Source organism: Streptomyces sp. NPDC007983, assembly GCF_042958345.1.
GTDB lineage: Bacteria > Actinomycetota > Actinomycetes > Streptomycetales > Streptomycetaceae > Streptomyces.
Genome location: NZ_JBIBJI010000012.1, coordinates 214,490 through 229,992 on the forward strand (window position 1 = coordinate 214,490; position 15,503 = coordinate 229,992).

At 71.4% G+C, this 15,503-nt stretch carries 11 protein-coding genes; 6 read left to right on the forward strand and 5 right to left on the reverse strand.

Annotation, left to right across the window (positions count from 1 at the left end; translation table 11 throughout):
* Positions 1-11: 11 nt before the first annotated feature.
* Positions 12-977 carry a twin-arginine translocase subunit TatC gene (tatC, locus tag ACFZCY_RS31270; RefSeq protein ID WP_391180659.1) on the forward strand — a complete coding sequence of 322 codons (966 nt, stop codon included), beginning with the start codon at positions 12-14 and terminating at the stop codon, positions 975-977.
* A gap of 105 nt (positions 978-1,082) precedes the next feature.
* Complete coding sequence (locus tag ACFZCY_RS31275) at positions 1,083-3,908, forward strand: DEAD/DEAH box helicase (RefSeq protein WP_391180661.1); 2,826 nt, start codon at positions 1,083-1,085, stop codon at positions 3,906-3,908.
* A gap of 36 nt (positions 3,909-3,944) precedes the next feature.
* Here the strand turns inward: ACFZCY_RS31275 and ACFZCY_RS31280 are convergent, their stop codons facing one another.
* The 4 genes from ACFZCY_RS31280 to ACFZCY_RS31295 form a co-directional block, all read right to left on the reverse strand.
* On the reverse strand, positions 3,945-5,207 hold the full coding sequence (locus ACFZCY_RS31280) for an IPT/TIG domain-containing protein (RefSeq protein WP_391180664.1): 1,263 nt from the start codon (positions 5,205-5,207) through the stop codon (positions 3,945-3,947).
* A gap of 111 nt (positions 5,208-5,318) precedes the next feature.
* Positions 5,319-6,110: an IPT/TIG domain-containing protein gene (locus ACFZCY_RS31285; RefSeq protein WP_391180667.1), complete on the reverse strand. Its 792-nt coding sequence runs from the start codon at positions 6,108-6,110 to the stop codon at positions 5,319-5,321.
* Between the two features lie 475 nt (positions 6,111-6,585).
* Entirely contained in the window at positions 6,586-7,461 is an 876-nt protein-coding gene (locus ACFZCY_RS31290; protein ID WP_391180670.1) for a siderophore-interacting protein, read from the reverse strand.
* Positions 7,462-7,508: 47 nt separating this feature from the next.
* Positions 7,509-8,420 carry a 5'-3' exonuclease H3TH domain-containing protein gene (locus ACFZCY_RS31295; RefSeq protein ID WP_391180794.1) on the reverse strand — a complete coding sequence of 304 codons (912 nt, stop codon included), beginning with the start codon at positions 8,418-8,420 and terminating at the stop codon, positions 7,509-7,511.
* Positions 8,421-8,653: 233 nt separating this feature from the next.
* On the opposite strand from ACFZCY_RS31295, the gene ACFZCY_RS31300 reads away from it, so the two are divergent.
* The 3 genes from ACFZCY_RS31300 (at position 8,654) to ACFZCY_RS31310 (ending at position 13,259) form a co-directional block, all read left to right on the forward strand.
* Positions 8,654-9,802 carry a betaine/proline/choline family ABC transporter ATP-binding protein gene (locus tag ACFZCY_RS31300; RefSeq protein ID WP_391180672.1) on the forward strand — a complete coding sequence of 383 codons (1,149 nt, stop codon included), beginning with the start codon at positions 8,654-8,656 and terminating at the stop codon, positions 9,800-9,802.
* Positions 9,795-12,416, forward strand: coding sequence for a glycine betaine ABC transporter substrate-binding protein (locus tag ACFZCY_RS31305; protein ID WP_391180676.1), 2,622 nt, complete (start codon positions 9,795-9,797; stop codon positions 12,414-12,416). The genes ACFZCY_RS31300 and ACFZCY_RS31305 overlap by 8 nt, the downstream gene beginning before the upstream one ends.
* A 105-nt stretch (positions 12,417-12,521) precedes the next feature.
* Positions 12,522-13,259, forward strand: a complete 738-nt coding sequence (locus ACFZCY_RS31310) for a helical backbone metal receptor (RefSeq protein WP_391180678.1) — start codon at positions 12,522-12,524, stop codon at positions 13,257-13,259.
* Positions 13,260-13,327: 68 nt separating this feature from the next.
* On the opposite strand, the gene ACFZCY_RS31315 is transcribed toward ACFZCY_RS31310, so the two are convergent.
* Entirely contained in the window at positions 13,328-14,437 is a 1,110-nt protein-coding gene (locus tag ACFZCY_RS31315; RefSeq protein WP_391180681.1) for a TDT family transporter, read from the reverse strand.
* Between the two features lie 103 nt (positions 14,438-14,540).
* Here ACFZCY_RS31315 and ACFZCY_RS31320 point away from each other — a divergent pair, with 103 nt between their 5' ends.
* A complete protein-coding gene (locus ACFZCY_RS31320) occupies positions 14,541-15,497 on the forward strand; it encodes a LysR substrate-binding domain-containing protein (RefSeq protein ID WP_391180797.1) in 957 nt (318 codons plus the stop codon).
* Positions 15,498-15,503: the final 6 nt, after the last annotated feature.

A 15,503-nucleotide genomic window follows, 5' to 3' on the forward strand; every position in this document is an offset into this window, starting at 1 on the left:
GAGGACGTGGGTTGCTCAAGTCTGCCCGCAACAAGAAGGAGAAGGACCCTGAGGGGCGGATGCCCCTCGCGGACCACTTGCGCGAGTTGCGCAACCGATTGATGAAATCGGTCCTGGCGATCTGCGTGATCACGATTGTCGCGATGTTCTTCTACAAGGACATCGTCGACTTCCTGATGAAACCGGTCCTGGATTCCGTCGGCTGCCCGGACGGGGCCCGGCTGTCCCAGCTGGCCAACAACGATGCCAAGAAGCAGTGCGCCTACTTCACCGTGAACGGTCTGCTGTCACCGTTCACGATCATGCTGAAGGTCTCCTTCACCACCGGCCTGGTCCTGGCCACCCCGGTCTGGCTGTACCAGCTGTGGGCGTTCCTCGCGCCCGGTCTGCACCGCAACGAGAAGAAGTACGGACTCTTCTTCGTGGGCCTCGGAGTGCCGCTGTTCGTCGGCGGCGCCTTCTTCGCCTACAAGATCCTGCCGACCAGCGCCAAGGTCCTGCTCGACTTCACGCCCGGCGGGGCCAACAACCTGCTCCCGCTGGACGACTTCCTCGATCTGCTCGCCCGCATGATCGTCGTCTTCGGTCTGGCGTTCGAGCTCCCGCTGCTGCTGATCCTGCTGAACTTCACCGGCATCCTCAGCGGCCGCCGGATGCTCGGCTGGTGGCGGGCCATGATCATGGGCATCACGGTCTTCGGCGCCGTGGCCACCCCCAGCACCGACCCGATCGGCATGTTCGCCCTCGCCGGACCGGTCACCGTGCTCTACTTCGGCGCGGTCGCCGTCGCCCTCGTCAACGACCGTCGCCGGGCGCGCCGCCGGGCCGCCGACCCTGACTTCGGCCTGAGCGACGACGAGGCGTCGAGCCTGGATCTGATGCCGGAGGCCATCGAGGAGACCGAGCGCGTCGGCGCGGGCGAGCTGACGGCCGGTGACGACCCCGCGCGGCGCAACGGGTACGACGACGTCACGTAGGCGGGCCGCCGGCGGATGACCGGGGCCCTCCCGGGGCCCCGGATCCCCATCCCGCCGTAAAGATCGCGTGCGTTGTCGGAGGTGGCCGGTAGTCTCGTACATACGATGACCGACGAGCTGACTCCCGCCGAGCGCTATGCGGCGGCCCGCGTCCGGGCCGCCGAGCAGGCCACCGCGCTGGCCCCCTTCCGCGAGATGTACGCCTTCGCCCTGGACCCGTTCCAGATCGAGGCGTGCCAGGCCCTCGAGGCCGGCAAGGGCGTGCTGGTCGCCGCCCCCACCGGCTCGGGAAAGACCATCGTGGGCGAGTTCGCCGTCCACCTGGCGCTGACCCAGGGCCGCAAATGCTTCTACACCACGCCCATCAAGGCGCTGTCGAACCAGAAGTACGCCGACCTCGTCAAGCGCTACGGAGCCGACAAGGTCGGCCTGCTCACCGGCGACAACAGCGTCAATTCCGAGGCCCCGGTGGTCGTCATGACCACCGAGGTGCTGCGCAACATGCTCTATGCGGGCTCCCAGTCGCTGGTCGGCCTCGGCTATGTGGTGATGGACGAGGTGCACTACCTCTCCGACCGCTTCCGCGGCGCCGTCTGGGAAGAGGTCATCATCCACCTCCCCGCGTCGGTGACGCTCGTCTCACTGTCCGCGACGGTCTCCAACGCCGAGGAGTTCGGCGACTGGCTGGACACCGTGCGCGGCGACACCGAGGTGATCGTCTCCGAGCACCGCCCGGTGCCGCTGTGGCAGCACGTGCTGGCCGGGCGCCGGATGTACGACCTCTTCGAGGAGAAGAGCGGACAAGACGGTGACCAGTCCGGCCGCCGCGAGGTCAATCCCGACCTCGTCCGGCTGGCCCGGATGGAGAACAGCCGCCCCGCCTTCGGCCGCGACAAGCGCCGGGGGCGGAACAACATGCGGGAGGCCGACCGGGAGCGCGAGCGCCGCCAGCGCAGCCGGATCTGGACCCCGGGCAGGGCCGAGGTCATCGACCGGCTCGACGCCGAGGGGCTGTTGCCCGCCATCACCTTCATCTTCAGCCGGGCGGGCTGCGAATCGGCCGTCCAGCAGTGCCTGTACGCGGGCCTGCGGCTCAACGACGACGCGGCGCGCGCCCAGGTGCGGGCGATAGTCGAGGAGCGCACCGCGGGCATCCCCGACGAAGACCTGCACGTCCTGGGGTATTTCGAGTGGCTGGAGGGCCTGGAGCGGGGCATCGCGGCCCACCACGCCGGAATGCTCCCCACCTTCAAGGAGGTCGTCGAGGAGCTGTTCGTCCGCGGCCTGGTCAAGGCGGTCTTCGCCACCGAGACCCTGGCGCTGGGCATCAACATGCCCGCCCGCTCGGTGGTGTTGGAGAAGCTCGTCAAGTGGAACGGCGAGCAGCACGCCGACATCACCCCCGGCGAGTACACCCAGTTGACCGGGCGGGCCGGGCGGCGCGGCATCGACGTCGAGGGCCACGCGGTGGTGCTGTGGCAGCGCGCCATGGACCCGGCCGCCCTCGCGGGTCTGGCCGGCACGCGCACGTATCCGCTGCGCTCGTCCTTCAAGCCCTCGTACAACATGGCGGTCAACCTGGTCTCCCAGTTCGGCCGGCACCGCTCGCGGGAGCTGCTGGAGACCTCCTTCGCCCAGTTCCAGGCAGACAAGGCGGTCGTCGGGATCTCCCGTCAGGTGCAGCGCAACGAGGAGGGGCTGGAGGGCTACCGCGCCTCCATGACCTGCCACCTCGGCGACTTCGACGAGTACGCACGGCTGCGCCGCGAGCTGAAGGACCGCGAGACCGAGCTGGCCCGGCAGGGCGCCGCGCAGCGCCGCGCGGCCGCCGCGGTGGCGCTGGAGAAGCTCCGCCCGGGCGATGTCATCCACGTGCCCACCGGCAAGTTCGCCGGGCTCGCCCTGGTGCTGGACCCGGGGCTGGCCGCCGGGCGGGCGGACCGCCACCGCGGCTTCGAGCACCACGACGGGCCGCGCCCGCTGGTGCTCACCGCCGAGCGCCAGGTCAAGCGGCTGGCCTCGATCGACTTCCCGGTGCCGGTCGAGCCGCTGGACCGGATGCGGATCCCCAAGTCGTTCAACCCGCGCAGCCCGCAGTCCCGCCGGGACCTCGCCTCCGCGCTGCGCACCAAGGCCGGTCACCACGATGCGCGGCGGCACCGCAAGGAGCGCTCGCGCGCGGCCGACGACACCGAGATCGCCCGGCTGCGCGCCGCGATCCGCGCCCACCCCTGTCACGGCTGCTCCGACCGCGAGGACCACGCCCGCTGGGGCGAGCGCTACCACCGCCTGCTGCGCGACACCCGCCAGCTGGAGCGGCGCATCGAGGGGCGTACGAACACCATCGCCCGCACCTTCGACCGGATCTGCGCCCTGCTGTCGGAGCTGGACTATCTGCGCGGTGACGAGGTCACGGACGTCGGCAGACGGCTGGCCCGGCTCTACGGCGAGCTGGACCTGCTGGCCAGCGAATGCCTCCGGGAAGGCGTGTGGGAGGGGCTGAAGCCCGCCGAGCTGGCGGCGTGCGCCTCGGCGCTGGTGTACGAGTCCCGGGCGGCGGACGACGCGCTGCCGCCCAAGCTCCCCACCGGCCCCGCCAAGGAGGCGCTGGGCGAGATGGTCCGGATCTGGGGCCGGTTGGACGCCCTGGAGGAGGAGCACAGGATCAACCAGGCGGAGGGGGTCGGCCAGCGCGAACCGGACCTGGGCTTCGCCTGGGCCGCCTACCGCTGGGCGTCCGGCCACGGGCTGGACGAGCTGCTGCGGGAAGTGGACATGCCCGCCGGTGACTTCGTGCGCTGGTGCAAGCAGCTGATCGACGTGCTGGGCCAGATCGCGGCGGCGGCCCCGGACGGCACGGTGGCGCGCAACGCCCGCAAGGCGGTCGACGGGCTGCTGCGCGGGGTCGTGGCGTACTCCTCCGTCGGCTGAGACCGAGCGCGCGGGCCGGATCACGAGGGGCAGGAGTCACGACGGGTCGTAGGTGAACGGCAGGGCGTTGCTGTTCCCGGCCGGGGTGTGGGCCACGACGCTCACCACCCCGGGCGCGCCGCCCGGGGTGGTGGCGATGACCTGGGTGTCCGAGATCGCGGCGAACGAGGCCGGGACGCCGCCGAAGGTCACCGAGTCGGTGTAGGTGAGGTTGCCGCCGACGAGCACGACCGACTCGCCCCCGGTGTCCTGGCCGTCCGGCGGGTTGAGGCTGGTGAGGACCGGGGCGCCGAGATACGTGTAGTACGGGTTCCCGGTCCCCGTCGAGCTGGTGCCGCCGGGTGTGGTGACGGTGACCTGGACCGTGCCGGACCCGGCCGGGGCGGTGACGGTCAGCTGGCTGTCGGAGATGACGTTGATGGCGGTGGCGGGGTTTCCCCCGAAGCTGACGGCGCTGGTGAGGGTCAGGTTGCTGCCGAAGATGGTGACGGTGTTGCCGCCGGTGTCCGGGCCGAGGTGGGTGGACAGATCGGTGACGGTCGGCGCGGTGATGTAGAAGTACGGCAGCGGATTGCTGGTGCCGCCGGGTGTGGTGACGATGACGTTGACCGCGGACGGCGGCCCGGCGGGCGCGGTCACGGTGATCTGGGTGACGGTGGTGGTGAGGATGGCCGCCGCGTTGATCCCGAACGTGACCGAGGTCGCCCCGGAGAGGTTGGCGCCGTTGATGGTGACGGTGTTGCCGCCCGAGGTCGGCCCCGAGGCCGGGTTGAGGCTGCTGATGGACGGTGCGGGGGCGGCGGCGTAGGTGTAGCCGAGCGCGTTGCTGGTGCCGCCGGGGGTGATGACGACGACGCCCACGCTGCCGGTGCCCGCCGGGGCGGTGACGGTGATCTGGGTGGGGGTGTCGGTGAGGATGGTGGCGGGGGTGGGGCCGAAGAGCACCTGGGTGGCGCCGCCGAGGCCGGTGCCGGTGAGCGTGACCGTGGTGCCGCCGGAGGGGGGACCCGAGGCCGGGCTGAGCGTGGTGAGGACGGGGGCCGCGACGGTGGTGTAGGTGAAGAACACGTTCTGGGTGCTGGTTCCCGACGGCCCGGTGACCGTGACCTTGACCGTGCCGGTCCCCGCGGGCGTCCTGGCCGTGATCTGCGTGCTGTTCACGACGACCACGTTCGTGGCCAGGCCGGGGCCGAACCTGACCGCCGTGGCGCCGGTGAAGCCGGAGCCGGTGATGGTGACGGCTGTGCCTCCCGCCGGGGCGCCTTGGACGGGGCTGACGCTGGTCACGATGGGGGCCATGACGCTGTTCTCCTTCTCGTACCTCGACGGCGGCGCCCTGGCCGGCGGTTGTCGGCCAGGGCGCGGGGCGGCGGTGCGGTGACACTGCCGGCGCTCGGTCGTCCCCGGCCGTCAGGTGATGGTGAAGGCTTGCGCGTTGGAGGTCCCGCCGCAGGTGTGAACCGTGATGGTCCCGGCGCCGGGGGTGAGCGCCGCGGGCACGGTGGCCACGAGCTGGGTGCTGCTGAAGGGCGTGAAGACCGCGGTGGCGGTGGCGGCGGTGCTGTCGGTGAAGGTCACGGTGTCGACGCCGACGAAGGAGGTTCCGTTGATGGTGACGTCGTCCCCGGCGGTGCCCGTCGCGGTCACCACGGAGGTGATGGCCGGGGTGAGGTAGTAGTCGACCAGGGTGGTGCCCGACGCGCTGGTGCCGCCGGCCGTCCTGATGGTCACCGCCTGGGTCGACACGTCGGCGACCTGCCCCGGGTTGGCCGGTGCGGTGAAGGTGACCTGGTTGGTCTGCGTGGGGGTGACCGCGACGTTGCCGACGGTGCCCACGCCGACCTGCGTCCCGGTCAGGAAGTTGGTGCCGAACAGCGTCGCCGCGCCACCCGTGGCGGCCGGCAGGCAGGTGACGCTCAGCCCGGTGGTCGTCGGTGCGGCGATGACGAAGAACGGCAGTGCGTTGCTGGTGGCGCCGGTGTTGCTGGTCACGCTGACGGCGACCTGACCGGAGCACGGCGCCGTGCTGGGCACGACGAAGGTGACCTGGGTGGCGGTGACGCCGGTCGGGGTGACGGCGGCCGACCCGAAGTTCACGCGGGTGGTGGTGGCCAGCGCGGTGCCGTTGATCTGGACGGTGTCCCCGGGTTTGCCTTGGTTGGTGGTGGTCGTCGTGTCCACCAGCGAGGTGATGGTTGCCATGATCCTTCTCCTTCGAACGTGCCGCTTCGCCGGGGGTGCGGAGAGCAGGCCGACGGCTGACGCGCTCCGTGGCCGCGGAGGACGTCCCGGTGGGCGGGAAGGGCGGGTGAAAGACCCGTGGCCTCGGGGCCGGCGCCTGGGGGCGGGTCTTCGGAGTGAAGCGACTCGGCGCCGTCAGCGAAGGGCGCCTCGAGCTCGCTGCTTCCGATTTAAGCCAGCGGGCCAGAGGCCCGGAAGGTGGAACTGGAGCAACCGGGAATTTATGTGTAAATAGGGTAAAAGCCTGTTAACGGGGTTTCTCTGCCGTCGTGCGCCCCTCGCAGGCCCCCGCCCGCAGACCCCCGCGGGTCCCTCGTAGGCCCTCGCGGGTCCCTCGTAGGCCCTCGCGAGTCCTCGCAGGTCCTCGAAAAGCAACGGGGCGGGTGGGCGGCCTCAGCCGCCCACCCGCCCGCCGTCCGCGCGCGCCCGCGGTGCCCTACGCCGCGGCCTCGGGCCTCCGGCCCTCCTGCTCGGCCTCCACCTGCTGGTTCCACTCCCGCTTCGACGCCTGCCAGCCGTCCTCGTCATGACCGCGCCGCCAGTAGCCGGAGATGGACAGCCACTCGCGCGGCACCTCGCGCTCCAGCCGCAGATGGCGGCGTATCTCCTTCACGAAGCCCGCCTCGCCGTGCACGAACGCCTGCACCTGACCGGCCGGGAAGTCCAGCCCGCGGACGGCCGCCACCAGCGCCTCGCCGACCGGCGCGGCGCCCCGGTGCAGCCACACCACCTCGGCCCCGTCCGGAACGGCCAGCTTGTGCTCCTCCTCCGGGCCCGCGACCTCGATGAAGGCGCGCACCGGAGCCGTGCCCGCGCCCTGCGGCCGGTGGGCCAGTCGCTCCAGCGCGGCGGCGATCGCGGGCAGCGCGCTCTCGTCACCGGCGAGCAGATGCCAGTCGGCGTCCTCGCGCGGGGCGTAGGCACCGCCCGGCCCCTGGAAGTGGATCTCCTCGCCGGGCCGCACCCGCGCCGCCCACGGCCCGGCCAGGCCCTCGTCGCCGTGGACCACGAAGTCGAGCGTCAGCTCGCGGGCGGCCGGGTTCCAGGCGCGCACCGTGTACGTACGGCTGACCGGCCACTGCTCGCGCGGGAACTCCTCCCGGATCCGCTCCGGGTCGAACGGTTCGGGATATGCCACGCCCTCGGCGGGGAACAGCAGCTTGACGTAGTGATCGGTCCATTCACCGGCACTGAAATCGGCGAGACCGTCGCCACCGAGCACCACCCGCACCATGTGGGGGGTCAGCCGTTCGGTGCGCACCACTTGGGCCCGGCGGGGCCGCGGACGTTTACGGGCCGGACGGTCTGCCATGGCGGCCTCCTTGATCGACAACAGTTAGGTTAAGCTAACCTAACACTTTATCCCTCAAGGGTGGAGAGCAGCCGCCGGAGGGATCCACCCAGACCCCAGCGCTCCGCGAGCGCGTCCACCGCGCGCGGGTCGCGCGGCGCCCGCGGCACGGCGGCGTCGAACGGGGGCAGCGGAACGTCCGAGGCGACCCGGACGACCTTCGGGGCGACCGCGAGATACGGCCTCGCCTCGTCCAGCCGCTTGCGCTGCGCGGGCGTCAGCTTCGACCCCGGATCGTCGACCGCGGCCATGATCCCGGCCAGATCGCCATGGGCGGCCAGCAGCTTGGCGGCGGTCTTCTCGCCGACCCCGGGAACGCCCGGCAGGCCGTCGCTCGGATCGCCGCGCAGCAGCGCCAGGTCCGCGTACCCCCCGCCGTCCACCCCGTACTTCTCGCGCAGCAGGGTCTCGTCCACCAGCTGCAGCGTGCCGACGCCCTTGACCGGGTAGAGCACCCGCGCCCGGCGCTCGTCGCTGACCAGCTGGAAGAGGTCGCGGTCGCCGGTGACGATGTCGACCGGCCCGGCCGCGCGCCCGGCGAGCGTGCCGATCACGTCGTCCGCCTCGTAGCCCGCCGAGCCCACCCGGGCGATGCCGATCGCGTCCAGCACCGCGTCGATCACCGGGACCTGGGGCGAGAGGGTGTCCGGAACCTCCTCCTGGTCGACCCCGGCCCCCTCCGGGGCCTCCTCGGCGACCCGGTGCGCCTTGTACGTGGGGATCAGCTCGACCCGCCAGGCGGGTCGCCAGTCGAAGTCCATGCACGCCACCAGATCGTCCGGCCGGTGGTCCTGGACGAGCCGGGCGATGAAGTCGAGCAATCCGCGTACGGCATTCACCGGAGTGCCGTCGGGGGCCCTGACCGAATCGGGAACCCCGAAATAGGCGCGGAAGTACAGAGAAGCGGTGTCGAGAAGCATCAGGCGTCGGGTCACGACTCGATGATGCCGTATGCCGGTGACAGCCTCGGACTGGGAATGTGAGCTGGGTCACCGTATGGTTTACGCCATAAGGACAGGGGCAGGTGCGCCCCCGGAGCGAGGCCCTTGAGTGATTCAACTATTGCGTAGGGCATGCGGTCCGGTGCCGTACTGTTCCACGACCCGCCGGCGGGGGTGGCGGGTCGTTTTTTGGTGCGATCTGAGAGGTATATGTGTCCAAACTGCGAGCCGAACACCTCTACAAGGTGTTCGGCAGAAGACCCGATGAGGCGGTAGCCGATCTCGAGGGCGGTGCGGACCGCGAAAAACTGCGAGCGGAGGGCACGACGGCCGCGGTCGTCGACGCCACCTTCGCGGTCGAGGCGGGTCAGACATTCGTCGTCATGGGTCTGTCCGGGTCCGGGAAGTCCACGCTGCTGCGCATGCTGAACGGGCTGCTGGAGCCGACCGCCGGACGCGTCCTCTTCGATGACGACGACCTCACCGCGCTCAGCCCGCGCGATCTGCGCCGGGTGCGCTCCCACAAGATCAGCATGGTTTTCCAGCACTTCGCCCTCTTCCCGCACCGCAGCGTCCTGGAGAACGCCGCGTACGGTCTGGAGGTCCAGGGCATAGCACGCGAGGAGCGCGACAAGCGCGCCACCGAGGCCCTGGAGATGGTCGGCCTGGCCGGCTGGGAGAAGTCCTGGCCCGACGAGCTGTCCGGCGGTATGCAGCAGCGCGTCGGCCTCGCCCGCGCCCTGGCCACCGACGCCGACGTGCTGCTGATGGACGAGTCCTTCAGCGCGCTCGACCCGCTGATCCGCCGCGATATGCAGGACCAGCTGGTCGAGCTGCAGAAGCGGCTCAAGAAGACCATCGTCTTCATCACCCACGACCTCAACGAGGCCATGCGGCTCGGCGACCGCATCGCCGTCATGCGTGACGGCCGGATCGTCCAGATCGGCTCCGCCGAGGACATCCTGGTGACCCCGGCCAACGACTACGTCGCCTCCTTCACCAAGGACGTCGACCGCAGCCGGGTGCTCACCGCCGGAGCGATCATGTCCGACCCCGCCGATGTGCTGGGCACCACCGCTGACGACGGCACGCCGCTGCGCACCGAGCAGGACGTGCTGGACGCCGCCCCCGCCACCGTCGGCACCGACACCCCGATCGTCGAGCTGTTCACCCCTTGCTCGCGCAGCGGTACCGCGGTCGCGGTGACCGACGGCGACGGCGCCCTCGTCGGCGTCGTCCCCCGCGCCCGGCTGCTCGCCGTCCTCGGCGACGGGGACACCGGTGGCGACGGCGCGACGCCGACGTCACCCGGCAGCCCGGACGCGCCCGAGTCCGCGAAGAAGGTGATCTCCGGTGCCTAGGCTCGAACTCGGCGACTGGATCAATTCCGGCGTCAACTGGCTCCGTGACAACCTGAGCTGGCTCTTCGACTTCATCTCCTCCGTCGTGCAGGGCATGTACGACGGGGTGAACTCGGTGCTCAGCGCGCCCGAGCCGCTGCTGTTCGCGGGCATCCTCGCGGTGCTCGCCTGGTGGCTGCGCGGTCTGCTGCCCGCCGTCCTCGCCTTCCTCGGCTTCGCGCTCATCGATTCGATCGAGCTGTGGGGCGAGGCGATGAACACCCTCGCGCTGGTGTTGGTCGCCGGTGTGATCACCATCGTGTTCGCGGTACCGCTGGGCATCTGGGCGTCCCGTAACCGCGGGGTGAGCGCGTCGATCCGCCCGGTGCTGGACTTCATGCAGACGATGCCCGCCTTCGTCTATCTGATCCCCGGCATCTTCTTCTTCGGCCTCGGGGTGGTCCCCGGTGTCGTCGCGACCGTCATCTTCTCGATGCCTCCGGGCGTCCGCATGACGGAGCTGGGCATTCGCCAGGTCGACGCCGAGCTGGTGGAGGCGGCCGACGCCTTCGGCACCCATCCGCGCCGCACCCTGATGCGCGTCCAGCTGCCGCTGGCCCTGCCCACCATCATGGCGGGCATCAACCAGGTGATCATGCTGGCGCTGTCCATGGTCGTCATCGCCGGCATGGTCGGCGCCGAGGGCCTGGGCTCCACCGTCTTCCAGGCGATCAGCTCCGTCGACGTGGCCATGGGCTTCGAGGGCGGTATCGCGGTCGTCATCCTGGCCATGTACCTGGACCGGATGACCAGCGCGCTCAATCAGCGCGTCTCCCCGCTCGCCCGCCGCGCGCTGGCCAAGGAGCGGGCCAAGGCGCTCAGCGGTGCCAAGGTGCTCCACTGGCGGCCCGCGACCTCGGTCGCCATGGTCGGCGTGGTCGTCCTGGCCCTGGTCGCCGGCGGCATGAAGATGTTCGGCGGCAACGAGAGCGGCCCCACCGTCTCCGCCAACGTCGGCAAGGGCCAGTCGGTCAACCTCGGCTACATCAACTGGGACGAGGGCGTCGCCTCCACCTTCCTGTGGAAGGAGCTGCTGGAGGAGCGCGGCTTCAAGCCCAAGGTGCAGTCGTACGACGTCGGCGCCCTGTGGACCGGTATGGCCGCGGGCAACATCGACCTGCAGACCGACGCCTGGCTCCCGGCCACCCACGCCACGTACTGGGCGAAGTACAAGGACAAGCTGGAAGACCTCGGCTCCTGGTACGACAAGACCTCGCTCGAGGTTGCCGTGCCCTCGTACGTCAAGGGCGTGAAGTCCCTCGACGACCTGAAGAGCAAGTCCGGCACCTTCCAGAAGAAGATCATCGGCATCGAGCCCGGCGCCGGTGAGATGAAGCTGATGCAGGACAAGGTCATGCCGGGCTACGGCCTGAACAAGGACTACAGCCTGGTCAAGGGCTCCACCGCGGCGATGCTGTCCCAGCTGGACCGCTCGTACCAGAAGAAGGAGCCGATCGCGGTCACCCTGTGGTCCCCGCACTGGGCGTACGACAAGTACAAGCTCACCAAACTGAAGGACCCCAAGGGCGCCTTCGGCAAGGGCGACCACATCGACACGATCGCGCGCAAGGGCTTCTCCAAGAAGAACCCGCAGATCGCCAAGTGGATGAAGAACTTCAAGCTGAGCGAGAAGCAGCTCACCAGCCTGGAGTCGGCCATCCAGGACGCCGGTAAGGGCAAGGAGCAGCAGGGCGTGCGCGCCTGGCTGAAGGACAACCCGGGGGTGGCGAACAAGCTCGCCCCGGTGCCCGGCGGTGCCGAACAGAAGGGCAAGGACGCGGGCGCCGCCCCGCAGATCGGCTACTTCCCGTGGGACGAGGACATCGCGACCACGTACCTGTGGAAGAACGTCCTGGAGAAGCGCGGCTACAAGCCGGAAATCAAGCAGTACGACGTTGGTTCCATGTTCACCGGGATGAGCACCGGTCAGGTCGACGTCGAGTTCGACGGCTGGTTGCCGGTCGCGCAGAAACAGTACTGGGACAGATACAAGAAGAACCTGGTCGACGTCGGCTCGTGGTACGACAAGACCTCTCTTGAGATCGCCGTCCCGTCGTACGTCAAGGACGTGAAGTCCTTGGCCGACCTCAAGGGGAAGGCCGATCTCTTCAAGGGGAAGATCGTCGGCATCGAACCGGGTACCGGTGAGATGAAGCTCCTCAAGGGCAAGGTCCTGAAGCAATACGGCCTGGACAAGGAGTACACGGTTTCCGACGGCTCCTCCCCGGCGATGCTGGCGCAGCTCGAGCGCAGTTACGCCAAGAAGGAGCCGGTGGCCGTCGTCCTGTGGACCCCGCACTGGGCGTACAGCAAGTACAAGCTCACCAAGCTGGCGGACCCGGACAAGGCCTTCGGGGCCAGCAACCAGCTCCACACGCTCGCCAACAAGTCCTTCCCGAAGAAGTTCCCGGAGTTCAACGGGTGGCTGAAGAAGTGGCACATGACGGAGAAGGAGCTCGCGACACTCGAGCAGGCCGTGCAGGACGCGGGTAAGGGCAACGAGGAGAAGGGCGTCCAGAAGTGGATCGACGCCCATCCCGGCATCGTCGACAAGATGGCGCCGGTCACCCCCTGACCCCCGTCCCACCGTGGTGACACCCGCCGCCGCGGTCCGGAGCCTCACCGCTCCGGACCGCGGCGGCGGTCTTTTGCCCGCCGTGAGCGGCCGTACGGTGGGGCGATGAGTCCTCGTGCCCGCGTACGCGGTGTGGTGTCCCTGGTTCCCTCGCTCACCGAGTCCGTCGCCGCCACCGCGCCCGGCCTGCTGACCGGGGTGACCGACTGGTGCAGCCATCCGCCCGGGCTGCGCGCGGAGCGCGTCGGCGGCACCAAGAACCCCGACACCGCCCGGATCGCGGCCCTCGCCCCGGACCTCGTCCTCGCCAACGAGGAGGAGAACCGCGCCCCGGACATCGCCGCGCTGCGCGCCGCCGGGCTCGATGTGCTGGTGACCGAGGTACGAACACTGGAGCAGGCGTTCGCCGAGCTGGAACGGGTCCTGGTGCGCGGCTGCGGCCTGCCGCGTCCCGGCTGGCTGGACGAGGCCGAGGCCGCCTGGGCGGACGTACGGCCCACCGGGACGCCGCTGCGGGCCGTGGTGCCGGTATGGCGGCGGCCGTGGATGGTGCTGGGCCGGGACACCTTCGCGGGGGACCTGCTGGCCCGGCTCGGCGTACGGCATCTGTACGCGGAGCACGCCGAGCGCTATCCCCGGATCCCGATCGACGAGCTGACCGGGTGCGGCGCTGAGCTGGTGGTGCTGCCGGACGAGCCGTACCGCTTCACGGCCGACGACGGGCCCGAGGCGTTCCCCGGGCTGCCCGCCGCGCTCGTCAGCGGCCGCCATCTGACCTGGTACGGCCCCTCGCTGGCGGAGGCGCCCGCCGTCCTCGGCGCGGCGCTCGCGGCGGCGCGCTGACGCCGGGCGCTTCTACGGCGGCGCGCTGACGCCGGGCGCTTTCACGGGCGGCGCGCGACAGCGGCCCGCTACGGCGTGAGCAGCGTGCCGCGCGCCAGGCCGAGCGCCGTGCGCGCCGCGACCAGGCCCCACGCCGCCACCAGGGCGCCGTAGAGCCCCACCGCCAGCCAGCCGAACGCGTGCAGACCGGTGTGCCGGGACAGCGCCGCCGCCCCCGTGACACAGGTGCCCACCGGGAAGGTGAACCCCCACCAGGTCATCGCGAACGGCATCCCGCGCCGCGCCGCCCGCACCACCAGCGCCCCCGCCGACGCCAGCCACAGCAGCGCGAACCCCATCACCGGCACCCCGTACACCACCGAGGCGAACCGGGCGGCGGCCTCCGGCACCCCCGCCGCGTACGCCGCGGCGTCGGCCAGCCCGCCCGCGGCCGTCGTGGACTGCCCGAGCGGGCCCAGCACCAGGAACAGCGCGGGCGTCAGCGCCGCCGGGAGCGGACCGTGGCGCACCAGCCGGTCGAAGATCAGCGGCAGCATCAGGAACGTCCCCAGCAGGCTCGCCCCGGCCAGCGCCACGCACCCCAGCAGCAGCGCCTCCCGCCCCTGCCCGGGCGGCAGATGCGGCACCAGCGCCGGACCGGTCGCCGCCGACACCATCGGCGCCACGACCGGCAGCAGCCACACCGGGGACGCGTCCCCGGGCCCGATCCGGTGCCGTACGACCATCAGCACCGGGATCCCGGCCGCCGTCAGCAGGGCGGTGAGCGTTCCGGCCGTCCACAGGGCCGCGTCCACGGCCGCCGCCGCCCGTACGCCGATCACCTCTGCCCCCACCGACAGCGTCGCCGCGCCGACCGCCTGCAGCGCCATGGGGAGGCAGCCGTGGAAGGGGGCGACCGCCGGGTCCAGGAGATCGGCGCGGGCCCGGTCGCGATGGCGCGCCCAGTGCGCCGCGCGGGCGGCCAGCACGGCGCCGAGCATCAGCACCGACATCGCCCACACCACCCGGCAGAGCCCGCCCAGCCCCGGGACGCGCACCGGCAGCCCGGCGCCCGCGATGGCCACGATCGCGGTGCCCATCACCGTGGCGTACCAGTTCGGGCCGAGGAGGCGTACGGACGGCCGGGGGCGGTCCCGGATGGCGGTGGGGAGGGGCGGGGCGGGCGCGGCAGTGACCATGACCGCACCCTCGCCCGGTACCGCGCCTCCCACCAGGCCCTTTTCTCCTATGAGGGCATAAGCTGGCTTTATGAGCGACGGCTTTATGAGCGAGCAGAGCCGGATGAGCCCCGCCCCCGGCGGTGACGGCCTGACGCCCCCCGCCCCGCTCGCCCACCGCGTCCCCGACCTCGGCGCGCTGGAGCTGCTGATCGCCGTCGCCCGGCTCGGCAGCCTCGGTCGCGCCGCCCGGGAGCTGGGCATCACCCAGCCCGCCGCGAGCAGCCGGATCCGGGCGATGGAACGGCGGCTCGGTGTCGCGCTCGTGGACCGCTCGCCGCGCGGCTCCCGGCTCACCGAACCCGGGGCGCTCGTCACGGACTGGGCGCGGCGCGTGGTGGAGGCGGCCGAGGCGTTCGACGCGGGCGTCCACGCGCTGCGCGACCGCCGCGACTCCCGGCTGCGGGTCGCCGCCAGCATGACGATCGCCGAGTATCTGCTGCCCGGCTGGCTGATCGCCCTGCGCGGCCTGTACCCGGACACCGCCGTCTCGCTCCTCGCCGGGAACACGGCGGCCGTCGCCGGGCGGCTGCTGGACGGCGAGGCGGACATCGGCTTCGTCGAGGGCCTGGACACCCCGGGCGGGCTGGACGGCGCGGTCATCGGCCACGACCGCCTCGTCGTGGTCACCGCCCCCGGCCACCCCTGGGCCGGACGCCGCACCCCGCCGACCGCCCCGGAGCTGGCCGCCACCCCGCTCATCCTCCGGGAGCGCGGCTCCGGCACCCGGCAGGTGCTGGACGCCGCCCTCGCGGCCCACGGCGGCCTGCCCGCGCCGCTGCTGGAGCTGGCCTCCACGACCGCCGTCAAGGCGGCGGCGGTGAGCGGCGCGGGCCCGGCGGTGCTCAGCCGTCTGGCCGTCGGCGAGGAACTGGCCGCCCGCCGTCTGGTCGAGATCGCCGTCCCGGACATCCCGCTGCGCCGCGACCTGCGCGCCGTCTGGCGCTCCGGCCCCCACCCCACCGGCCCGGCCCGCGACCTGCTCGGCCTGACCAGACCGGGCCCGGCTCCCACCGTCTGAGCCGGG